Source organism: Rhizobium oryzicola (assembly GCF_030504645.1).
In the GTDB taxonomy this organism is placed as follows: domain Bacteria; phylum Pseudomonadota; class Alphaproteobacteria; order Rhizobiales; family Rhizobiaceae; genus Neorhizobium; species Neorhizobium oryzicola.
In genome coordinates, this window is the sequence record NZ_JAUKWQ010000001.1 from 550,216 (window position 1) to 570,758 (window position 20,543).

The window sequence follows — 20,543 nt, forward strand, 5'->3', positions numbered from 1 at the left end:
TGATGACAGACACCATGCCCCAGCAGTCCGCTTCCTTCGAAGAAAACCTGCCCGACGTCCTGATGCGGATCGTAACGGAACTGTACGACGTTGCCTATCTCATCGAGCGTGTAGAGCCGCAGCTGCTGGAGGTTGGCGGGCCCGCAATTCTTCAGTCGCCAGATAGTATGAAAGTTCTGCAGGGCATTGATCTGGCCGTTCAAAAGACGCGCGGTCTTGCCGAATTCATCGACACGATCACTGCAACGATCCCGGATGGCTGGACGGTCGATGTCACGACGGCGCTTAGCCTCGTCAAACTCGCAGACATGCACAAGTCCCTGAGCAAGGGCCTTCGCCACGGCCACTCCCAGCCACTCTCAAAGGCAGCCGGCGACTTCGATTTCTTCTGACGGCGTTTTTCGCGCCGCGCCATCAACAGGTTGAGCTTTCGCAAGACGAAACGCTCGCGCAAGCTTCATTGGCTACTTTGACGTTGGCCAAAAAGGCTCTCAATCCTAGTTGACGGTGCGGGAACAGAATGAATCTGTTGAATCAGTTTACACAAATTGCGAAGAACCTAGGGTCTCTAGGGCAGACGCGCCTTATTGCGCTCGCCGGGGTCGGCGTGCTCTCCATCGCAATCATCATTGCTGCGGCGCTCTTCGTCAACAAGCCCGCATTCGAGACACTTTATGTCGGACTGGAAAAGAGCGACCTGAGCCAGGTGAGCGTAGCGCTCGCCTCCGCAGGCATTGATTTCAAGACCGGGCAGGACGGCCAGAGCATTCAGGTTCCGGTTGGCATGACCAGCAAGGCGCGGTTGATGCTGGCCGAGAAGGGTCTGCCGAACAGCTCGAATGCCGGCTACGAACTCTTCGACAACGTCGGCTCCCTTGGCCTGACCTCCTTCATGCAGGAAGTGACGCGTGTCCGCGCCTTGGAAGGCGAGATTGGTCGATCCATCCAGCAGATCTCCGGTGTCTCCGCAGCCCGCGTTCATATCGTTATGCCTGATGTCGGCAATTTCCGCCGCGCTGGCCAGAAGCCCACCGCATCTGTCATGATCCGCGCGACCGCTGAAGTCGGTCGGCGTGCTGCTTCCTCCATCCGCCATCTGGTCGCTTCCGCTGTTCCCGGTCTGGACGTCGATGATGTCACGATCCTTGATTCAACCGGCCAGCTTCTCGCTTCGGGCGACGAGTACGGCAACAGCACGATGACGCGTTCGCTGAACATCGTTCAGAACGTGCAGAAGGAAATCGAAACCAGCGTTGATAAGGCGTTGGCTCCGTTCCTCGGCATGGATAACTTCCGCTCCAGTGCCACCGCTTCGCTCAATACTGACAGCCAGCAGATCCAGGAAACCACCTTCGATCCAGAATCGCGTGTAGAGCGCTCCGTGAAGGTGACCAAGGAAGCGCAGAAATCTCAGCAGAAGCAGTCTGACTCGGCCACCACCGTTGAACAGAATGTACCCCAGGCAGCGCCGCAGCCCGGTGGTAGTAATGGCCCTGAATCCTCCGACCAGTCGGACAAGAAGGAAGAGCAGACCAACTACGAAATTAATAGCAAGACGACCGCCACGACGCGTAACAGCTACAAGATTGAAAAGCTTTCGATCGCTGTTGTGATCAACAAGGGCCGCATTGCAAAGATGGTCGGCGAGCCGCTGGATCAGCAGAAGATTGATGCATATCTCGCGGAAATGAAGAAGATCGTGACCTCTGCGGCAGGCATCAATGCCGAGCGTGGGGACGTGGTGACTGTCACGGCCATGGACTTCCTCGAAACTCAGTTGCTTGACGAAGCGGCTGCAGGCCCGAGCGTCATGGAGGTGCTGACCCGCAACCTCGGTGGAATTATTAACTCGGTCGCCTTCGTCGTGGTTGCTTTCCTGGTGATCTGGCTCGGTGTCCGGCCTGTGGTCCGCAGCGTGGCTGGCACGACGGTCGCTGGCGAGGCCGCTGCAGAAACTGCTGGTCTCGAACTGCCGGACTTCTCGCCCGGTGGCGCAAGCCCCGCACTCATGGACGGTTTCGGTTCCGACTTCGGCTTCGACAGTTCCGACGACGTCTTTGGTGCCGAAGACGACCCCAATGGCGGCTTCAACCGTCGGGTCAAGGAAGGGCCGGAGCGTCGGCTTGCACGAATGGTGGAAATTTCCGAAGAGCGCGCCGCGAAGATCCTTCGCAAATGGGCGGTCGGAACCGCCGCCTGAGGATGAAATTCGATCACGATCGCGTGAACAGAGGGCCGGGAAAATCCGGCCCTTTTGTCGTTTGCCAGATTGCTGCTCAAAAACAGCGGGTTACATTTGTGTAAAACCGACCGACCAGTTTGGTAAAAAGGATCAACTTGTGGCATTTGCGTGGCAAGTTTCTAGAATGACTTTGATTCGGTAGCTTGCATGATGCTTTGGTCGGAAAACGTCCCCCTTCGGTTGGTACGACATGAAGTGATCCCAGTGGGGAAAGAATTCTCTTTCCCGGGAAGCGGAGATAAGAGTGTATGGAGCTGAGAAGCGCAGAGACGAGGACTGACGGACGTAGTTTTATTGATCCCGCCTCTTCGAGAGCCGCAACCAAGGATCAACTCTTCCGACGACTTGCTCTGGCTGCCGGTAGCGCTAACATTCCCAGCACGATGCGGATCCTGGCCGATTATGCCGGCGCTTCCTATTATCTTCTCGCCCGCTACGACCTTATCCAGGAACAGGGGCTCGATTTTATCGTTGCGTCGAATTGGCCCTTCGATCTCGTGCGTCAGCTCGGCGTGGAACTGGCGCGTGGCTATGGCAAATCCACTGAGGTGGAAAAATGTCTGTCCATGCTGACCCCGCAATTTGACCTGTTGCCCGATGAAAGTGCGATTCCGGAAGAGGTGAGTCGCGAATACTGCTCGCTAACCTTCTGTGTCGGTCGCACACGTTTTTCAATCATGCTGCTGTTTCTGGAAGGGATTATCCTCTCGCAGGAATGTTTGCGGGATGTAGGGCTGCTCGCGTCTTATGCCTTGAGCCTTGGTGACAAGCGTGACACACGGGTGGAACGCGATTTCGAGCTGACGGATCGAGAACTCGAATGTCTTTTTTGGATTGCCGAAGGCAAGACGAGTGACGAGATCGCCGTTATCCTCGGCATTTCCAGAAATACGATCAACAACTACATCACCAGCGTGATGCGCAAGACGGCAACCAAGACGCGATCTGAAGCGATCGCGTTCGCGGTACGTAACAATCTGGTGTAGACTTCGCGGGCACCTCGGGGGATTGAATAAGGGATGCAGTTTCTGCGTGTGCAGCGGGCCTCAAGCAGGTCGGATATCTTTCCCAAATTGGTAGCCATGCAGAAGGCCGTCAATGCCAGAAACTTTGCGATTTTTCGCGTGTCCGGCGCAGGCATGCCGAACAAGCGGAAGATGGTCTGCGAGTTGGACAACTGGGGTGTAGGAGCTGGAGAGTATTCCAATGCGCTCATCCAGATTTACGGTGAGGTTTTGATCCACCATATCGATGTATCCGTTCTGCCGCTTGCCTGGGGCAGGGCAGGCCATGCAAATGCAGCGACGCTCGAGGACTGCTACGGGTTGGTCCTGAAGCTCGACGAGGGGGATCTACCGTTCGCGGGGATCGCTTTCCCCGTGCGGCTCGGTGCGGTCGGAAATGGGTATGTGGTGTTTTCCGGCGACAAGCTGACCCTCTCGCCAGATTCGGTACTGGAATCACATGTCCGCAGCTGTCATATCATGATGGACCTGCTGGCGCTTGACGAGCGTCGCACAGTTCCCGCGGAAACACTCAGCGAGCGCGAGATTGCATGTCTTCAGCTGGCTGGTGACGGGCAGATCAGCGAAGAAATTGCTGAGCGGCTCGGACTATCAGTTCATACCGTAAACGCCTATCTTGGCTCTGCCACGATCAAGCTGGATTCTGTGAACCGAATCCAGGCGATCGCCAAGGCCATCCGCCTTGGCTATATCCACTGAGAGTGGCCACTACGCCGGACAGGCCGTTATCAGCTGGCCATTGCTGTGGGCTGAGACCGGACGAAGCGCGCTTCGTTTAGGCTGCGCGCCAGGAAAGCAGTGTTCTCTTCCGGATCATCGGAGGGCGACTGGAAGGCGATGTGATCGATTTCGATTCCGGCTCGTTCGTCTGTAAGCATCAATCGTGCATAGACCGATACGCCGCGCGGCTTGATTTCGAGGTCTAGAACGACCTCGGGCTGACCGGACCATTCCAATTTGTATTCACCGCCGGATCCGAAGTTAACGGTACCAGGATGAAAGTACAATTCAGCCGCCGAAGAAACCAGATCGGCGATGCTGCCGTAACATTCCAGTCGCAGTAAGGAAATGATATCTCCAGCGTCAAGCAGACGTAATTCCGTTGCTACCGGGCTGATCGCTTGAGCCAGTATTTTTTCTCGTTCAAGCGAATAATTGCATCGTTTCATAGCGTCTAGCGAACCCGTTTTTTAGCCGCCCTAGAGGCGTAAATCCTGTGAATAAGCTCTGCCACGGCCTTGTAAAAGGCTGGTGGGATCACACTATCCACCGAGACTTGCGCAAACATGGAGCGAGCAAGAGGCGGGTCCTCAAAAACAGGGATGTCGTTCGCTTCTGCAATTTCGCGGATTTTCAGGGCAATCAGGTCGCTGCCCTTGGCAACCACGATCGGAGCATCGCTTTCTTCGCGGACATAACGTAACGCGACCGCATAGTGAGTGGGGTTGGCGATAACGAGGGTTGCGCGTGGTACGTTGTTGATCATGCGCTGTCTTGCGCGGCTGCGCATGAGCGACCGCTGGCGGGATTTGACCACTGGGTCACCCTGCGCCTGCTTGTTTTCATCCTTCACTTCCTGCTTGGTCATCTTCAACTGGCTGAACCAGTGGTGACGTGTCCAGAAGAAGTCCGCAACGGCGAGAACCGCTGTTGCCAGGATGATGATGATCATCATCTTCTTCACGCCGTTATACAGCATGTTCGGAATGAGCAGCGGGTCCGCGAACATCGCGTCCAGCGAATGCAGGAAATCCGCGCGCATCGCGAAATACATGCAGATGCCGACAATCAGCAGCTTGAAGATGGATTTGCCAAATTCGATAGCGCCTTGCACGCTGAAGATTCGCGAAAATCCTTTGCTCAGAGAGACGCGGTCAAACTGCGGACGTACACGCTCCAGCACGGCAGAAGGCATGTTCTGAACGATGGATGAGGTAACACCGAAGATGCAAAACAGCAGCATTGCCGGCAACAGGAAAGCCGCCATTTCCCAGCCCAGCCGGTAGGAAATAGACACCACGTCCGTTGCATTATTGAGAGGCCACTGGTCGGTCTGCTCGAAGAAATCCTTCAGGCGCTCACTGATTTGCGAGGTGCGACCAGGCAGGAAGAAGACCAGGTAGAAATAGAAAGCGAGAGAGGACGCAAAAAGCGTGACCTCTCTCGAAAATGGCACATTACCTTTGTCCGCGGCATCTTTGAGTTTTTTGCCAGACGGGTCTTCTGTTTTGCTGTCCTGTTCTTCCGACAAGGCTTCATCCTTGAGGCGCGGCGGCCGCAGCCGCCTCGTGGTGTCATCCGAAAGCCATCATGGCTTCCACAGGTTCGGCCTTGCCGGCCGGGTATTCTGTCGGTCTAGTTGCGATCCCGATCTTTGAGCTCGCAACCAGACTTAATCTCAGGCCGCTTCGGGCGCCTTTTCGCCTTCTGCCACCGGCTCCTTCAGCTGGATCTGGCCAGCATTGGCCAGACGGATTGCTTCCTGGGCCACGGCGCGGCGGGCGATTGCCACCTCGCGCGGGTTGATGGCAGCGTTCGTTGCGCCAAGGTCTGCTTCGATCATGCGGCGCTGGCGAGGGCTGATCGCCGAGAGCACACATTCCTTGATCTCGTTCGAAGCACCACGCAGCGCCATCGTGAGGATGTCGCCAGCGATGTCGTTGAGCAGCATGACGCGGCTGCGCTGCGGCATGGCCATGAGGTCTTCGAACAGGAAGATCTTCGGGCGTACCTTGTTGACCGATTCTTTGCTGATTGTCTCCAGCGAATTGAGCAATGTGTCGACCTGTGGCTTTTCGAGCTCGTTCATGAGCTCTGCCACCTTGTTCGAACCATTGGAATTGCGCTCTGCCTCGATCAGCTGGATCAGTTCCATCACGCGGTTTTCGATGATCTGCGCGGCCTTCGGGCTGACATCCTTCATGTTGACCGTACGGTTGACGATATCGGCGCGACGGTTTTCCGGCAGCTGAAGGAGAACCTTGGCACCGAAGGAAGATGGCAGCATCGAAAGGATGTAGGCGATCGTCTGCGGGTGTTCGCGCAGCAGGAACTTGCCAACGAAGTTCGGATCGGCATCCTGCAGGCGGTCCCAGATGGATGTTTCGTAAGCCTGGAATGCCGTGCGACGGCCCAGCAGGCTGTCCACTTCTTCCGGTGTCAGGCCTTCTTCCAGGATGCCCTCGATAGCGCGGGCATTGTCCATTAGACCGGCACCTTCCGTGAAGAGGTCCTCAAATTCGTTGACGAGCTGCAAGAGCTCGTCAGGAGGAATTTCACGAAGGGTCTGCGCGGAGGCGATGATCGTCTGGAGCTCGCTCTGCGTAAAATATTTCAATAGCTTGCCCGCTACCCCCTTGCCCATGGCAAGAAGCACTGCAGCGGCTTTTTCAGCTTGGGATAACGGTTTCGTGGAGACTGCGCCTCCGAAATCGTCAAAGTCCATCATGGTCTTCCCTCACTGTCCCGAACCGGGATCAGATTTTCTTAGAGCTTAAAACTTCCGTCAATTTCACACCGAAGCGCGTATCGTCGTTTTCCAGAACGGTGATTTCTCCCTTGGCAATCCGTCTTCCATTGACGGTAATCTCCACGGGTTCGCCGATCTTCTTGTCCAGCGCGATGATGGCGCCTTCCTCTAGTTCCATCAGGCCGGATACCTGCATCCGGCTTGTTCCGAGCACGATTTCCACCGTGATCGGGATATCCATAATCAGGTCGAGGTTTGCATTCAGCGCGCTGCCTGCTTCCTGAACCGAATGGCCCATGCCGGAGCTTCCGCCGAAGTCATCGCCAAGCCCACCGCCGAAATCGCTGCTGCCACCAAAGCTGCTGCCGCCGCCGAAGCTGTCCGTATCGCCGCCGAAGCCACCGAGATCGGCACTCGTATCGCCGCCGAGGTCCATGCCACCGCCGAAAGACGGTTCGGATGCGAAATCCGAGCCGGCGCCGAATTCGGCGCCAAAGTCCGGCGCGCCGCCGTCGGCATCTGCCTTCAGCACGCCGCGGAGGTCGTCGATAGCCTGATCCAGCTCGGCTTCATTGCCGGCCGCCGGAAAGGCATCGTCTTCGGTGAGTGGTGTCTTTTTTCTGACCATGCGTTCATTATCCCTTCTGAAACTTGCGTCAGCCTGCCCAACCGAAAAGCTTGGAACTCAGGCGCGCAATCATCAGCCAATCAGGTGATTGAGGATCTCATCCTCGTTTGAAATATTGTCCTTGACGCGCACCGTGTAGCGCTCGCCCGATCGTCCGAACTCGCAGACATACATGTCCTTGCCGTTCGCGCTGACCTGTACTTTGATGTCTTCCTTGTCTTCAAAGGCGATGAAATCGCCCTTTGCCAGGTGGGCCACCGTCTTCAGCGCCAGGCTCTGGAGACGAATACGGGCTTCGAGCGTGACGGGAGAGCGACGCACCTGATCCTTGATCCGATCGGCCCATTCCTGCTTGCTCTTGGCTATCTGCCCCTTGGGTTTCGGTGCAATTACCTTGGTTTTGAGAAGGGCCCGCTGGGGAATGATCAGCGCCACTTCGGAGGTGACCTTGCCAAGCTCCACCGTCATGCGGATCTGAGCGCCGAATTCTACCGGTGCTTCCGGGTCCGGGGCCGGCCGGTCATCGGCATTGTGCGGGCGCTCCAGCAGGGCTTCGAAGCCGCCTGCCGCGTTGACGCCGGACCGCAAGACATTGGCGATGCGTTCAAAGACCATGGATGCGAGATCGAGCTCGATATCCGAGAGCGGGCGCTCCGGCGGCTGCTCGATCAGTTCGGGGGCAGCGCCCAGCATCTGTTCCATCAGCGCGATGACGAAACTGTTGCCGCAGGCAAGAACGAAGTTCGGACACCAGTTCCGCAGCGATCCATCGGAGAAGCAGACGGTATCGCCGAAATCCGCCAGGAGGTCACGCATCAGCCCGGATTTGAAGCCGCCATAGGTGACATTGATCGAAATGTTCGTTTCGCTGTGAAACACATCAGGCAGGAATTCGCTGTAGAGGTGGCCGAACTCGCTGCAGATCTTTTCGACCATTTCCTGGTAGCCAAGCCCACCTGTGAGCTTTGCCAGCAACGCCAGATCCATAGACGCCGTATTCGTGTCGGTTTGCTCGCTCATCGTGCTCACGCTGCCTTGCTATCCCCGCCGCCGCCGGGGTTCATCATTTCCTGCTCGACCGAATCGATGGATGGGCGCTCGTAGCTGGAAATGGTCTTGCGTCCGTATTCGAGTGCGACCTGCGGGACCGAGCCGTTCATGTAAGCGAGCAGCGTCTGCTTCACGATGATGTAAAGGCGGTGCTGCTTGCTGCGGACGATCTTGATCTGCGAGCAGATGGGGTTGCACACGCAATAGGACAGCAAGATCCCGAGCATGGTGCCAACAAGTGCGGCACCGATCAGCTCGCCAAGCACTTCCGGCGATTCGTTGATGGCGCCCAGGGCCTTGATAACGCCGAGAACGGCGGCGACGATACCGATGGCCGGGAAGGAGTCGCCAACAGCCAGGATGGCGTCATGCGGCTTCATCTTATCATGCAGAATGGTGTCGATTTCCTCATCCATCAACGCCTCGATCTCGTGGGAGCGCGCATTGCCAATGATGATCAAGCGCACATAGTCGCAGATGAACGAAGTCAGCTCCTTGTTCTTCAACACCGTGGGCGCCGACTGGAAGATTGTCGATTCGTCCGGGTTGTCGATATGCGCTTCGATCTCGTTACGCGATTTCGTACGCAAGTCACGCATCAGAGAGTAGAGCACGCCGAGCACGTCCAGATAGTTGCGCTCTTTCGGAACCTTGTTGCCGAATGCCTCACCCAGTGCCTTGCCGGAGTCCTTCACCACCTTGATGGAGTTGGACATGATAAAGGTGCCGAGACCGGCGCCGCCGATGATCAGCAGCTCGAACGGCTGAACCAGCCGCTCAACGGGACCGTGTTCGGCCATGAAGCCGCCGATAACGGCCCCGACGATAATGATGAATCCGACTACAATAATCATCGCAAGCCTGTGCCGTGGTTATATCAGGCTTCTGGATAGGCGTCGTGGCTTGCGTGAGGCTTGGTAATCGGACGCTGAATCGTGTTTCTGGTTGAGACAGTTTCGCGCAAGTCTTTCTGCTTAAGCCTTCCCGCCAGGTCCGGTCTGTCCGGCATCTTCATCGATTCGGCCTGTCACGACATGGGCGAAGCGGGAAACCCCGCCGTCTCCTGCTGGCACGCGCCATATTTCCTGAAACGCGGAGGCACATGATATGCAGTCCGGATTGTATGTCGGTATTTCATCCCAGATCGCGCTTGAGCGGCGGCTGAACACGATCGCCGACAACATGGCCAACATGAACACGGTCGGCTTTCGCGCAACGGACGTAAAGTTCGATGAGGTCTTGAGCAAGACGCACAACGATCTCAATGCCAAGGTTTCCTTCGTTACGCAGGGCAATGACTATCTCTCCACGCGCAGCGGCGCCCTGGAGCAGACCGGCAGTCCGCTCGATTTCGCTATCAAGGGTGATGCATGGTTTCAGCTTAGCACCCCCGGCGGCAAGGTTTTGACGCGTGACGGCCGCTTTACGATGAAGGAGACCGGTGAACTGGTTTCCACGCGTGGCTTTCCAGTGCTTGATGCCGGCGGTGCGCCGATCCAGTTGAACCGTGCCGGCGGTCCTCCAGTGGTTGGCCCCGACGGCCGCATCACGCAGGACGGCCAGCCGGTCGCGACCCTCGGCGTCTTCAAGGCGGATATCTCCAAGGGTTATCTGCGCTATGACAATTCCGGTGTCATTCCCGTCGATCCGCCGCAGCCTGTAGTCGATACCATCGATACTGGTATCGCGCAGGGCTATGTCGAACATTCCAACGTCAACGCACTGTCGCAGATGACGCAGCTGATCCAGGTCAACCGCGCCTTCGAAGCCGTCGCCTCCCTGATGCGTGACACGGAAAGCAGCTTCGGCGATGCCATCAAGACACTGGGCGGGTCGAAGTGATCAAAGGCTGGTCTAGATGAACGCTCGGATCGCGGCTGAGGCAATCAAGGGCGGCAAGCTTTCGCAGCTGGCTGATCTCGCGAAGAAATATGCCGAGCCAAGCGCGTCCGTCGCGCATGGCGGGCATGTGCGGACCATCGCGGCTGGCCACTATACGGTGTCCGGCCTTTCGCGGCATGTGCGGCTTGGGGAATTCGTTGCGCATAGAAGCGCTACCGGCATCCATCTCGGCGAAGTGGTGCGCGTGGAGCCGGAAGTCATCTATGTCTGCCCGATCGAGCCGGGTGAGCCGATTGGTATTGGCGATATCGTCATTCGCAAGGGTGCCTTTCGTGTCGCACCGGATGAGAGCTGGTGCGGGCGTACCATCAGCGCGCTTTGCGAACCCATTGACGGTCGTGGCCCTTTGAAAAACGGCAGCATGAAGCGGCCAATTTCCACCACCGCTCCGCCCTCTATGACCCGTGCGCGCGTCGAGCACGGCTTCAAGACCGGCGTGCGCGCCATCGATATATTCTCTCCGCTCTGCCTCGGTCAGCGCCTCGGCATCTTCGCGGGATCCGGCGTCGGCAAATCCACGCTTCTGTCGATGGTAGCGCGCGCCGATGCCTTCGATAAGGTGGTGATTGCCCTCGTCGGCGAGCGCGGTCGCGAAGTGCGTGAATTCATCGAGGACACCCTTGGCGAAAACATGGGCAAGTGCGTCGCGGTTGTCGCGACCAGCGACGAAAGCCCGATGCTGCGCAAAATGGCGCCACTCGTCGGGATCACGATTGCCGAGCATTTCCGCGATCAAGGCCAGAACGTTCTCTTCATTGCCGATAGCGTGACCCGTTTTGCTCATGCCATCCGTGAGGTGGCCGTGGCGTCCGGGGAGCCGCCGATCGCTCGCGGTTATCCGGCATCGGTCTTCACCGAACTGCCGCGCCTGCTGGAACGTTCCGGTCCCGGCATTGAGGGGTCCGGCACCATCACTGCCATCATTTCGATCCTTGTCGATGGCGATAATCACAACGATCCAATCGCCGACTCCGCACGCGGTATTCTGGACGGTCACATCGTTCTGGAGCGCAGCCTGGCGGAAGAGGGGCGCTATCCGCCCATCAACCCGCTGTCTTCCATCTCACGTCTGGCGCGCAAGGCTTGGACGGAGGATCAAGAAAAGTTGGTGGCAAGGCTGAAGTCCCTCATCCACCGCTACGAGGAAACCCGCGACCTGCGGCTGATCGGCGGCTACCGCGCCGGCAGCGATCCTGATCTCGATATGGCGATCAAGCAGGTTCCCATCATTTACGATGTATTGAAACAGACGCCCGGCGAAGCATTCGCAGATGATGCCTATGGCGATCTGGCCGCAGCGTTGCGCGCCGGGTCTGCGGCAGGTATCGGTGGCAGGAGATAATTCATGAGCAACGATGACGTTGATGAAACCATCGAGCCCATCAAGCCGCGACGCTCACGGCGGGATCGATCCGATCAGCTCTTGATCGGCTGCGGGATCGTACTGGCCAGTGCTTCAGCTCTCTTTCCCTGGTATGTTTTCTTCAATCAGGACAAGTTTGGTCTGAGGGTCACCCCGATGGACCACACGCGTGATCTCCCGGATGGCCCCGCTCGGAATGTTTTTAGCGTGTCGCCGCTGGCCCTCATCAATAAGAACGCCAGCGATGAGACAAAGGAACTGCCGGAAACGGACCGCCTGACCACAGCCACCGTGCCATCAGCCGGCAAGGATGAAACGGACAAGTCCGATCCCAGGCAGAACCAGCCACTGCCGGGTAAGAACACGTTCCGCCTCATGCATGTGGCAAACGGACGAGCTTTGATCGAGGATGCCAGCGGGATGTACATGGTGAAGATCGGATCGATCCTCCCGGACAACAGCCGTTTGGCAACGATTGAGCAGCGTCAGGGCAAATGGGTGATCGTCACGTCTAACGGTGAGGTCTACGGCGACCAAGGCCAGCCGCGCCCGTAAGTCTGACGCAAGTTTATCAGCATAGTCTCCAATTAGACAATGGAGACAAGCCCATGCAACCGATTCAACTCTTTGACCTGGCATCGCGGCAAGCTGAATGGCTTTCGATCCGCCAGGAGGTGGTTGCGGGCAACATCGCCAATGCGAACACGCCCCATTACAAGGCGAAGGACATCACGCCCTTTTCGGCGGTCCTGAATTCAACGAGCATGACGATGGCCCGCACCAACCCGGCGCACCTGTCGGGGAATTCGCTGAACACCGGCATCAACGTCGACGTCGAAAACGCAAAGCTCAATAACGAGATCGGCGTGCAGGAGTCCGGCAACACCGTGGCTCTGGCACAGGAATTGGCGAAGTCCGGCGAAATCAAGCGCCAGGCGGACCTAAGCAACGGCCTCGTATCATCCTTCCATCGCATGATGCTGATGACAGTGAAGAGGTAGACCCATGACGGATCCGCTTTCAGCCTCCCTGAAAATTGCGGGATCGGGGATGGAGGCACAGGCAACCCGCTTGCGCATCGTCTCCGAAAACATCGCAAACTCCCGCTCCACCGGCGATACGCCTGGTGCGGAACCCTATCGCCGCAAGACCATCACCTTCGGCACGACGCTCGACAAAGTGAGCGGCGCCCAGGTGGTCAACGTCAAGAAACTTGGCGAAGACGAATCGGACTTCAAGATGGAATACGATCCCGGCAATCCGGCCGCGGATGACAAAGGAATGGTCAAGCTCCCGAACGTCAACATGCTCGTCGAGATGGCGGACCTTCGCGAAGCCAACCGCAGCTATGACGCCAACCTGCAGACGATCAAGCAGGCGCGTGACCTCATCACTTCCACCATCGACCTGTTGAAAGCCTCGCAATGATTGACGCGGTTCAGAAAGTAGCTTCGCTCTCGGCCACGCGCGATATTGGCGCCGCCTCGAGCCTCACCTCCTCCAGCGCACTGGGCATGACCCAGAAGCCCGCAGAGGCAACCAATCCCGGCATGAGCTTTGCCAGCGTGCTTGGCAACATGGCGACCGACGCCATGCACAATATCAAGCAGGCCGAAGTCAAATCCTTCGAAGGCATTCAGGGTACGGCCAATACCCGCGAAGTGGTCGATGCGGTCATGCAGGCGGAGCAGTCGCTCCAGACGGCGATCGCGTTCCGCGACAAGGTCGTCAACGCCTACCTTGAAATCTCGAAAATGCAGATCTAACGACCTGAGGACGAAGACATGAGAGCGCTTTCCGTCGCTGCCACGGGCATGGATGCCCAACAGACCAACCTTGAGGTCATCGCCAACAACATCGCGAACATCAACACGACCGGCTACAAGCGGGCGCGTGCGGAATTCGCCGACCTTCTCTACCAGACGGAACGCGCACAGGGCGTTCCGAACCGTGCCAACCAGGCCATCGTGCCGGAAGGCGCCAATATCGGCCTCGGCGTGCAGACGGCTGCCGTGCGCAACATCCACACGCAGGGCCAGCTGACCCAGACGGAAAACAACATGGACCTCGCGGTCGTCGGTCGCGGCTGGTTCCAGGTGCAGTCGCCTGACGGTACCACGCTCTATACCCGTTCTGGTGCCTTCAATACCAATGCCACGGGCCAGCTCGTGACCATCGACGGTTATGCGGTCGTGCCGAACATCACTTTCCCCGCCAATGTGTCCGAAACGCAGATCAGCCGCAGCGGTCAGGTGAGCGTGCGCGTTGGCAACTCCTCCACCTTCACGCAGATCGGGCAGCTGACGGTTGCCAACTTCGCCAACGAAGCCGGCCTGAAGCCGCTGGGTGATAACCTGTTTCAGGAAACGTCAGCTTCCGGCAATGCGACGGTCGCAGCGCCCGATGATCCAGGCTTCGGTTACCTTAAGCAGGGTTATCTCGAAGCTTCGAACGTCGATGCCGTAAAAGAGATCACGAACCTCATTTCCGCGCAGCGCGCCTACGAAATGAATTCGAAAGTCATCACCACCGCAGACGAAATGGCATCCATCGTTAGCAAGAACCTCAAGTAATTGAGCAGGGAGGCAGACATGATGTTTCGCCGGTTATCAACGATCCTAGGCAGGGCGCTTGCCGTAGCTCTTTCCGCATCCGGGCTTTGCATGGCAACGCCCGCCGGTGCGGATATGGGCATGGCGGTTGTTCCCAACCAGATCATTTATCCCGGCCAGGAGATTCCGGCGAACGCCCTGAAAGAGGTAGAGGTGACCAACCCCAACCTCGCAGCCGGCTATGCCAGCTCCATCGATCAGGTTGCGGGCATGATCAGTTCCCGCACGCTGCTTCCCGGTCGGACAATCCAGCTCTCCGGTCTCCGCGCGGCCTACGCCGTCAAGCGCGGGCAAACCGTTCGCCTCGTCTTCTCCATCGGTAACATGACCATTTCCGCCGCAGGCGCCCCATTGGACAACGCAGCGGTCGGCGACCTGATCCGCGTACGAAACGTCGATTCCGGCGTCACGGTTTCGGGGACGGTCATGGCTGATGGCACTGTGCAGGTAGTGACAAAATGATGAAGCGTTCGTGGCTGGCCGCCGGCCTCATTCTCTTGTCCGTCTTCGGCACGGCGGATGCTCCGCGCGCTGCCGACACGGCGCGCATCAAAGATATTGCTTCACTTCAGTCCGGGCGTGACAACCAGCTGATCGGCTATGGCTTGATCGTCGGTCTGCAGGGCACGGGCGATGGCTTGCGATCCTCGCCATTTACCGAGCAGTCCATGCGCGCCATGCTGCAGAACCTCGGCATTTCCACGCAAGGTGGCCAGTCTAGCGCCAAGAACGTCGCAGCCGTCATGGTAACGGCAAACCTTCCACCTTTTGCAAGCCCGGGCAGCCGCCTTGATGTCAGCGTCAGCTCGCTCGGTGATGCGACGTCGCTGCGCGGTGGTACACTGGTCATGACCTCGCTTTCCGGTGCTGATGGGCAGATCTACGCCGTCGCGCAAGGGGCGGTTGTCGTCTCCGGCTTCTCGGCACAGGGGCAGGCAGCTTCGGTAACGGAAGGTGTTGCCACCTCGGGTCGCGTGCCGAACGGTGCAATTATCGAGCGCGAGCTGCCTTCGAAGTTCAAGGACTCCGTCAATCTGGTTTTCCAGCTGCGCAATCCGGATTTCTCTACCGCCGTGCGCATCGCCGATACGGTCAACTCCTTCGCCTCGCAACGCTATGGCTCACCGATTGCCGAACCGCGCGATTCCCAGGAGGTCATCGTCCAGAAGCCGAAGCAGGCGGATCTGACGCGCCTGATGGCTGAACTTGAAAATTTGGTGGTCGAAACCGATACGCCGGCAAAGGTCGTTGTGAACGAGCGCACGGGCACGATCGTCATCGGTGCGGATGTAAAGGTTTCGCGCGTCGCCGTCAGCTACGGCACGCTGACGGTCCAGGTCAACGAAACGCCGCAGGTCATCCAGCCTGAGCCTTTCTCGAATGGGCAGACAGCGGTGCAGCCGCAGACCGATATCACGGTGTCCAAGTCGGGCAGCAAGGTCGCAATTCTCAACGGTCCGGATCTGCGCACGCTGGTGGCGGGTCTCAACAATATCGGTGTGAAGCCGGACGGCATCATCGCCATCCTGCAGGGCATCAAGTCTGCGGGTGCGCTGCAGGCCGAACTCGTGATCCAATAGGAGTGCGCGCCATGTTTTCCATCTATGCTCGCTTGAGCCCCTCGCGGCAGAAACTGCTGCAACGCGTGGGCATTGCCGGTTGCGTGGTGTTCATGGTTTCGCAGGGTAATGCCCAGCAGGCCCAACCCGCAGCAACCACCCAGAACGATATCGAAAAGTTCTGCACCAACATCGCCGATCCCGCACGCGACCAACGCTATCTCCTTCAGAAGCAGGAGCTGGAAAAGCTGCAGGCCGGCGTTGACGAACGCATCAAGACGCTCGAAGCCCGCAAGGCCGAATATCAGGACTGGCTGAAGCGACGGAACGATTTCCTCGCGCAGGCCGAAGCTGGCTTGATCGATATCTACAAGACCATGAAACCCGATGCCGCCGCACCGCGTCTCGAGCAGATGAATCTCGAGTTGGCTGCGGCCATCATCATGAAATTGCCGGCACGCCAGTCCGGGCTGATCTTGAGCGAAATGGATCCGAAAAAAGCGGGTTCCATCTCCCAGATCATGTCCAGTGCGGCCGACCCCAAGACATCGAAGGATCGCTCATGACGCGGCGTGCACCGGCTCTGCTGGCCCTACTTCTTCTTACCAGCTGCGGGAGCCAGACAGTCAAGGAAATCGGCAATGCGCCGTCGATGAGCCCGATTGGTAGCGGGCTTCAGTATGCGCAGGCGCCACAGATGTCCTCCTATCCGAAGCAGCCGCGCCATATGGCGAGCGGCTATTCGTTGTGGAGCGACAGCCAGGCCGCGCTGTTCAAGGATGCACGCGCGCTGAATGTCGGCGACATTCTGACGGTCTCCATCCAGATCAACGACAAGGCGGATTTCGACAACGAAACCGAGCGTAACCGCACCAACAAGACAGGTTTGAAGTGGGGCGTGAAAGCCAACATCCTTGGCATGGGCCCGAAGACCGATGGTGACATGAGCACCGACTCCAATACGGACTCCAAGGGCAAGGGTACGATCAAGCGCTCCGAAAAGCTCAACCTGCTGGTGGCTGCTGTCGTGACCGGAATTCTGGAAAACGGCAATCTCCTGATCAGCGGCTCGCAGGAAGTACGCGTCAACCACGAGATCCGTATCCTGAATGTGGCTGGTATCGTCCGCCCGCAGGATGTCGATGCGAAGAATATGATCTCCTACGACAGGATCGCGGAAGCTCGCATCTCCTATGGCGGCCGTGGCCGCATGATGGAAGTGCAGCAGCCGCCGATCGGTCAGCAGGTGGTCGACCTGTATTCGCCGTTCTGACCTGATGGAGTTCGCATACCATGTCTCTTGATGATGCAGCGGCCGAAGCCCCAGAGGCGAAAAAGAAAGGTGGGCTCGTGCCCACCATTGCAGCGGTTGCGATCGTCACGCTCGCCGGTGCCGGCGGAGGCTGGGTCATTGGCAGCATGATTGCGCCGAAGGACCCTGCCGCCGAGCAGGCCGCGGCCAAGAAGAAGGAAGAGGCGGCAGCCGAAGCCGCCGGCGAGAAGGAGGGCAAGGGCAAGAAGGATGCAGGTCTGCCCAAGATCTCCACGGCCGCCAATGGTGTCGTGGCTCTGGAGCCGATCACCACCAATCTCGCTTATCCCTCCAACAGCTGGATCCGGCTGGAAGTGGCGCTGGCCTTCAACGGTCCGCCAGAGCTCGGTCTCTCGGAGGAAATCCACCAGGATATCCTCGGCTATCTGCGCACGGTCTCGCTGCAGCAGATAGAAGGCCCGCGGGGCTTTCAATATCTTAAGGACGACATTCAGGAACGTGTTGACCTGCGTTCGCAAGGCAAAGTATCGAAGGTGATGTTTAGAACCTTCGTGATCGAATGATTCGAGTCCTTATCTCTCTTGCCGTATTGCTGGCTTTGCCGGGGCTTGCCCTTGCCCAGCAGTCTCCGGCAGATCTCCTGAACGTGCCGATCAATGGTTCGGCGGCGGCATGGATCATTCGTACATTCGGGCTGCTGACCGTTCTTTCGGTCGCGCCCGGCATTCTGGTCATGGTGACCAGCTTCCCGCGCTTCATTATCGCCTTTTCGATCCTGCGCTCAGGCATGGGCCTGTCGACCGCACCGTCAAACCTGGTGCTTGTCTCGATGGCGCTGTTCATGACCTTCTACGTCATGTCGCCCACCTTCGATAAGGCATGGAACGACGGCGTTCAGCCGCTCTTGCAGAACCAGATCAATGAAACCGTTGCCGTTCAACGCATCGCCGAGCCGTTTCGCGCTTTCATGACCGCAAACACCCGCGATAAGGATCTCTCCTTGTTCGTCGAGATTGCGCGGGAGAAGAACCAGTCGGTTGGAACGCCTGAGGCGATCGACTACCGCGTCCTGATCCCGGCTTTCATGCTGTCGGAAATCAGGCGAGGTTTCGAAATCGGCTTCCTGATCGTGCTGCCGTTTCTCGTGATTGACATGATCGTTGCGGCAATCACCATGGCGATGGGCATGATGATGCTGCCGCCGACCTCGATCTCGCTGCCGTTCAAGATTCTCTTCTTCGTGCTGATCGACGGCTGGAATCTTCTGGTCGGCAGCCTGGTGCGCTCGTTCCATTGACGATCGTCTTGTGACCGGACAGTCCGCTCACCAAGTTCCTGTTACTGATTGCGCTCGAAACGGTAGAAGTACTGCGTTGTTTCAACGCGGTTGCGCAGAGCGCCCTGGAAGACATAGCCTTCGGCGGCAATTGCGAACCTGTCGTGCTCCAGCGTCTTTGCGAATTCCGCCTTCAGTTCGGCGCGAGTGCGATAGACGCCGTTATAATATTCCTTCAATTCCTCGGAATAGAAGTCCTTCAGCGTCAGGCGTGTCTCGATGTCGGAGACGGATTCCCGCAGATAGATGGTCGCCGTGGGCGCCGCCAGTTCACCAAGCAGACGGAGCGTTTCCGTTACGGCGCCATCGTTCAGATAGATGAGAAGTCCGGTCACGACAATCAGGTCGAATGGCGGCTGCACAGGCAGGTTGGCCACGTCGATCTTCGGGACTTCGGCGATCTCGAACAGGACCTTCGGGTTGTCGCCATGCAATTCCCGACCCTTGACGATCAGCTCGCTGGAGAAGTCGATCCCCATATAGGTATGGCCATGAGGCGCATAATGGGTTGCGAGCCGGCCGGCACCACAGCCGAGATCGAGGATCTTGCCGGGTTGCGGCAGCGACGGCAGCAGGTTTTCGCGCTCATAACGATCGCGTTCGATGGCAATCGAAGACCCCTCCGATTGCAGCATCACCGCATTGATGGCGTTCTTTTCCCGCTTTGCCCGGTCATCGAAGAATTGCCGGACCCGCGCTGGATCGATATCTACGGCCTGGTCGTACAATCTCGTCATGGGCTCACGTCATTCGATAGGGCAGGGCGGTCAGCCTGCGAGTTTCTTCAGGCCGAACAGATCGGTGTTGCTGAGGGCAAGCGCCATGTCCTCGCTGGTATCGATCTCATAAGAAATAATCTCGTGACCGGCGATTGGCAGGAACTGCATCAGGTGCTCGTAAACGGCCGTGTTACCGATTGTGCTGAAGGTATCGACCGGCAACCAGGCGATATTCGACCATTCGAATTCCGTCGGCTCCTGACGTCGGAACCCGACGATGCGCTCCTCCTCCATGATGGCGAAGACGGCATCCTTGGTCTTGGTCTTGGTGAGGGCGAGTTTGGGTACGCCCGCTTCGAGGCTCGCCAGGAATGCGGTAAAGCTTTCTGGCTCGAGCAGCAGGTCGCCGTCCATAAACAGGCAGTCGCCGGTCAGGTGCTGGCACCCCATCGTGTAGCTATGCAGCGTCGTGGTAGAGCGAAAGCTCGGGTTGCGAACGACGATTACATCCCTGCCCAATTGCTTCAATTCGGCAATTACGGCCTTTTCTTCGAAGCCCACAATCACGCGGACGTCTTCCACCTGATCCAGCTGCTTCAGGATGTGCTTGATGATTTTGACGCCTTCGATTTCGACAAGGCACTTTGGCTTGCCTTGACCCAGGCGGGATCCGAGGCCCGCGGCCGCGATTACAGCGTGCTTAACAATCGACATAGCGATTTACCATCCAATGCAACGTAATTGGCGACAGAGAGAAGCGCATCCGGAGCATTGTGGATGCCGTAAAAGGCGACACCCACATCCGCAACGTCGAACATCGGCACGTCATTGAAGCCGTCGCCGATGGCAACCAGACGATCGAACTGCTCTTTCAGTTCGAGCGCCGCGACGTTCTTGCGCATGACACTCGCAAGACCCGTAACATTGCCGGCGTCATCCATCATGGCAGTCGAGGTGAAGAAGCGGCAGCCAAGGCGCTCCTGCAACGGCTGTACCCAGGCATCCAGATTGCCCGTGACCACGAAGCAGCGATCCCGGTTCTCCCGGATGAAGGCCTCGATGTGCGGATCGAACTCCACTTCCGCCACCACTGAACGGATGCGGTCGAGACCGGCGGTTCTAAGGATCGCGAACCGCAGCCGAAATGAATCCTCAAAGGGGATCGTGCCGGCCATGGTCAGCTCGGTCAATAGGCGCATTTCCGCCTCCAGTCCGAGTTCGGAGGCGATCATCGGCAGAAGTTCGCTGCGGGTAATTGTGCCATCAAGATCGAAGGCGAAGGCCGTTCGCTTTTCGGGAGCCGCAGCACCAAAGGTGCGGCGTTCGATTTGGGGTGCCGTGGCCAATGTGCTGGAGCGAACCATG

26 protein-coding genes are annotated in these 20,543 nt (G+C 58.0%); 17 read left to right on the forward strand and 9 right to left on the reverse strand.

Going from position 1 to position 20,543, the window contains the following annotated elements; all coding sequences use genetic code 11:
- Nucleotides 1-2: 2 nt before the first annotated feature.
- From cheT to visR, 4 genes are all read left to right on the forward strand, one after another.
- Nucleotides 3-392 carry a chemotaxis protein CheT gene (gene cheT, locus Q2T52_RS02705; protein ID WP_302075132.1) on the forward strand — a complete coding sequence of 130 codons (390 nt, stop codon included), beginning with the start codon at nt 3-5 and terminating at the stop codon, nt 390-392.
- Between the two features lie 128 nt (nt 393-520).
- A complete protein-coding gene (fliF, locus tag Q2T52_RS02710) occupies nt 521-2,200 on the forward strand; it encodes a flagellar basal-body MS-ring/collar protein FliF (protein ID WP_302075133.1) in 1,680 nt (559 codons plus the stop codon).
- A gap of 290 nt (nt 2,201-2,490) precedes the next feature.
- A complete protein-coding gene (gene visN, locus Q2T52_RS02715) occupies nt 2,491-3,228 on the forward strand; it encodes a transcriptional regulator VisN (RefSeq protein WP_302075134.1) in 738 nt (245 codons plus the stop codon).
- 33 nt (nt 3,229-3,261) lie between these two features.
- The gene (visR, locus tag Q2T52_RS02720) at nt 3,262-3,966 is read left to right on the forward strand and encodes a transcriptional regulator VisR (RefSeq protein ID WP_302075135.1); all 705 of its coding nucleotides are present in this window, start codon (nt 3,262-3,264) and stop codon (nt 3,964-3,966) included.
- A gap of 29 nt (nt 3,967-3,995) precedes the next feature.
- Here visR and Q2T52_RS02725 read toward each other — a convergent pair whose 3' ends face one another.
- From Q2T52_RS02725 to motA, 6 genes are all read right to left on the reverse strand, one after another.
- Nucleotides 3,996-4,436, reverse strand: coding sequence for a BspJ family T4SS effector nucleomodulin (locus Q2T52_RS02725; protein WP_302075136.1), 441 nt, complete (start codon nt 4,434-4,436; stop codon nt 3,996-3,998).
- A gap of 5 nt (nt 4,437-4,441) precedes the next feature.
- Entirely contained in the window at nt 4,442-5,518 is a 1,077-nt protein-coding gene (gene flhB, locus Q2T52_RS02730; RefSeq protein WP_302075137.1) for a flagellar biosynthesis protein FlhB, read from the reverse strand.
- Nucleotides 5,519-5,665: 147 nt separating this feature from the next.
- Nucleotides 5,666-6,715 carry a flagellar motor switch protein FliG gene (gene fliG / locus Q2T52_RS02735; RefSeq protein WP_302075138.1) on the reverse strand — a complete coding sequence of 350 codons (1,050 nt, stop codon included), beginning with the start codon at nt 6,713-6,715 and terminating at the stop codon, nt 5,666-5,668.
- A gap of 28 nt (nt 6,716-6,743) precedes the next feature.
- Nucleotides 6,744-7,364, reverse strand: a complete 621-nt coding sequence (gene fliN, locus Q2T52_RS02740; protein ID WP_302075139.1) for a flagellar motor switch protein FliN — start codon at nt 7,362-7,364, stop codon at nt 6,744-6,746.
- 72 nt (nt 7,365-7,436) lie between these two features.
- A complete protein-coding gene (locus Q2T52_RS02745; RefSeq protein WP_302075140.1) occupies nt 7,437-8,384 on the reverse strand; it encodes a FliM/FliN family flagellar motor switch protein in 948 nt (315 codons plus the stop codon).
- Nucleotides 8,385-8,389: 5 nt separating this feature from the next.
- Complete coding sequence (gene motA / locus Q2T52_RS02750) at nt 8,390-9,268, reverse strand: flagellar motor stator protein MotA (RefSeq protein WP_302075141.1); 879 nt, start codon at nt 9,266-9,268, stop codon at nt 8,390-8,392.
- A gap of 253 nt (nt 9,269-9,521) precedes the next feature.
- Here motA and flgF point away from each other — a divergent pair, with 253 nt between their 5' ends.
- The 13 genes from flgF to fliP are packed head-to-tail and all read left to right on the forward strand — an operon-like array spanning nt 9,522 to nt 18,420.
- Nucleotides 9,522-10,256: a flagellar basal-body rod protein FlgF gene (gene flgF / locus Q2T52_RS02755; RefSeq protein WP_302075142.1), complete on the forward strand. Its 735-nt coding sequence runs from the start codon at nt 9,522-9,524 to the stop codon at nt 10,254-10,256.
- Nucleotides 10,257-10,272: 16 nt separating this feature from the next.
- Complete coding sequence (gene fliI / locus Q2T52_RS02760; protein WP_302075143.1) at nt 10,273-11,658, forward strand: flagellar protein export ATPase FliI; 1,386 nt, start codon at nt 10,273-10,275, stop codon at nt 11,656-11,658.
- A gap of 3 nt (nt 11,659-11,661) precedes the next feature.
- Entirely contained in the window at nt 11,662-12,234 is a 573-nt protein-coding gene (locus Q2T52_RS02765; RefSeq protein WP_302075144.1) for a flagellar protein, read from the forward strand.
- A gap of 53 nt (nt 12,235-12,287) precedes the next feature.
- Nucleotides 12,288-12,680 (forward strand): flagellar basal body rod protein FlgB, encoded by a 393-nt coding sequence (gene flgB / locus Q2T52_RS02770; protein WP_302075145.1) that lies wholly within the window; start codon nt 12,288-12,290, stop codon nt 12,678-12,680.
- 4 nt (nt 12,681-12,684) lie between these two features.
- A complete protein-coding gene (gene flgC / locus Q2T52_RS02775; protein ID WP_302075146.1) occupies nt 12,685-13,107 on the forward strand; it encodes a flagellar basal body rod protein FlgC in 423 nt (140 codons plus the stop codon).
- A complete protein-coding gene (gene fliE / locus Q2T52_RS02780; protein WP_302075147.1) occupies nt 13,104-13,445 on the forward strand; it encodes a flagellar hook-basal body complex protein FliE in 342 nt (113 codons plus the stop codon). Before flgC ends, fliE begins: the two co-directional genes overlap by 4 nt.
- 18 nt (nt 13,446-13,463) lie before the next feature.
- Nucleotides 13,464-14,252, forward strand: a complete 789-nt coding sequence (gene flgG, locus Q2T52_RS02785; RefSeq protein WP_302075148.1) for a flagellar basal-body rod protein FlgG — start codon at nt 13,464-13,466, stop codon at nt 14,250-14,252.
- Nucleotides 14,253-14,270: 18 nt separating this feature from the next.
- Nucleotides 14,271-14,753, forward strand: a complete 483-nt coding sequence (gene flgA, locus Q2T52_RS02790) for a flagellar basal body P-ring formation chaperone FlgA (protein ID WP_302075149.1) — start codon at nt 14,271-14,273, stop codon at nt 14,751-14,753.
- Entirely contained in the window at nt 14,753-15,871 is a 1,119-nt protein-coding gene (locus Q2T52_RS02795; protein WP_302076010.1) for a flagellar basal body P-ring protein FlgI, read from the forward strand. The genes flgA and Q2T52_RS02795 overlap by 1 nt, the downstream gene beginning before the upstream one ends.
- 11 nt (nt 15,872-15,882) lie before the next feature.
- The gene (locus tag Q2T52_RS02800; protein ID WP_302075150.1) at nt 15,883-16,416 is read left to right on the forward strand and encodes a MotE family protein; all 534 of its coding nucleotides are present in this window, start codon (nt 15,883-15,885) and stop codon (nt 16,414-16,416) included.
- Nucleotides 16,413-17,123, forward strand: coding sequence for a flagellar basal body L-ring protein FlgH (flgH, locus tag Q2T52_RS02805; RefSeq protein WP_302075151.1), 711 nt, complete (start codon nt 16,413-16,415; stop codon nt 17,121-17,123). The genes Q2T52_RS02800 and flgH overlap by 4 nt, the downstream gene beginning before the upstream one ends.
- A gap of 20 nt (nt 17,124-17,143) precedes the next feature.
- Nucleotides 17,144-17,686 (forward strand): flagellar basal body-associated FliL family protein, encoded by a 543-nt coding sequence (locus tag Q2T52_RS02810; protein WP_302075152.1) that lies wholly within the window; start codon nt 17,144-17,146, stop codon nt 17,684-17,686.
- Nucleotides 17,683-18,420: a flagellar type III secretion system pore protein FliP gene (fliP, locus tag Q2T52_RS02815; protein WP_302075153.1), complete on the forward strand. Its 738-nt coding sequence runs from the start codon at nt 17,683-17,685 to the stop codon at nt 18,418-18,420. Before Q2T52_RS02810 ends, fliP begins: the two co-directional genes overlap by 4 nt.
- 41 nt (nt 18,421-18,461) lie before the next feature.
- Here fliP and Q2T52_RS02820 read toward each other — a convergent pair whose 3' ends face one another.
- Genes Q2T52_RS02820 through Q2T52_RS02830 form a run of 3 tightly spaced genes read right to left on the reverse strand, consistent with a single transcriptional unit; the run spans nt 18,462 to nt 20,542 of the window.
- Nucleotides 18,462-19,196, reverse strand: a complete 735-nt coding sequence (locus tag Q2T52_RS02820) for a class I SAM-dependent methyltransferase (protein WP_302075154.1) — start codon at nt 19,194-19,196, stop codon at nt 18,462-18,464.
- A gap of 30 nt (nt 19,197-19,226) precedes the next feature.
- The gene (locus tag Q2T52_RS02825; RefSeq protein WP_302075155.1) at nt 19,227-19,892 is read right to left on the reverse strand and encodes an NTP transferase domain-containing protein; all 666 of its coding nucleotides are present in this window, start codon (nt 19,890-19,892) and stop codon (nt 19,227-19,229) included.
- Complete coding sequence (locus Q2T52_RS02830) at nt 19,868-20,542, reverse strand: HAD family hydrolase (protein ID WP_302075156.1); 675 nt, start codon at nt 20,540-20,542, stop codon at nt 19,868-19,870. The genes Q2T52_RS02825 and Q2T52_RS02830 overlap by 25 nt, the downstream gene beginning before the upstream one ends.
- Between the last annotated feature and the right edge of the window lies 1 nt (nt 20,543).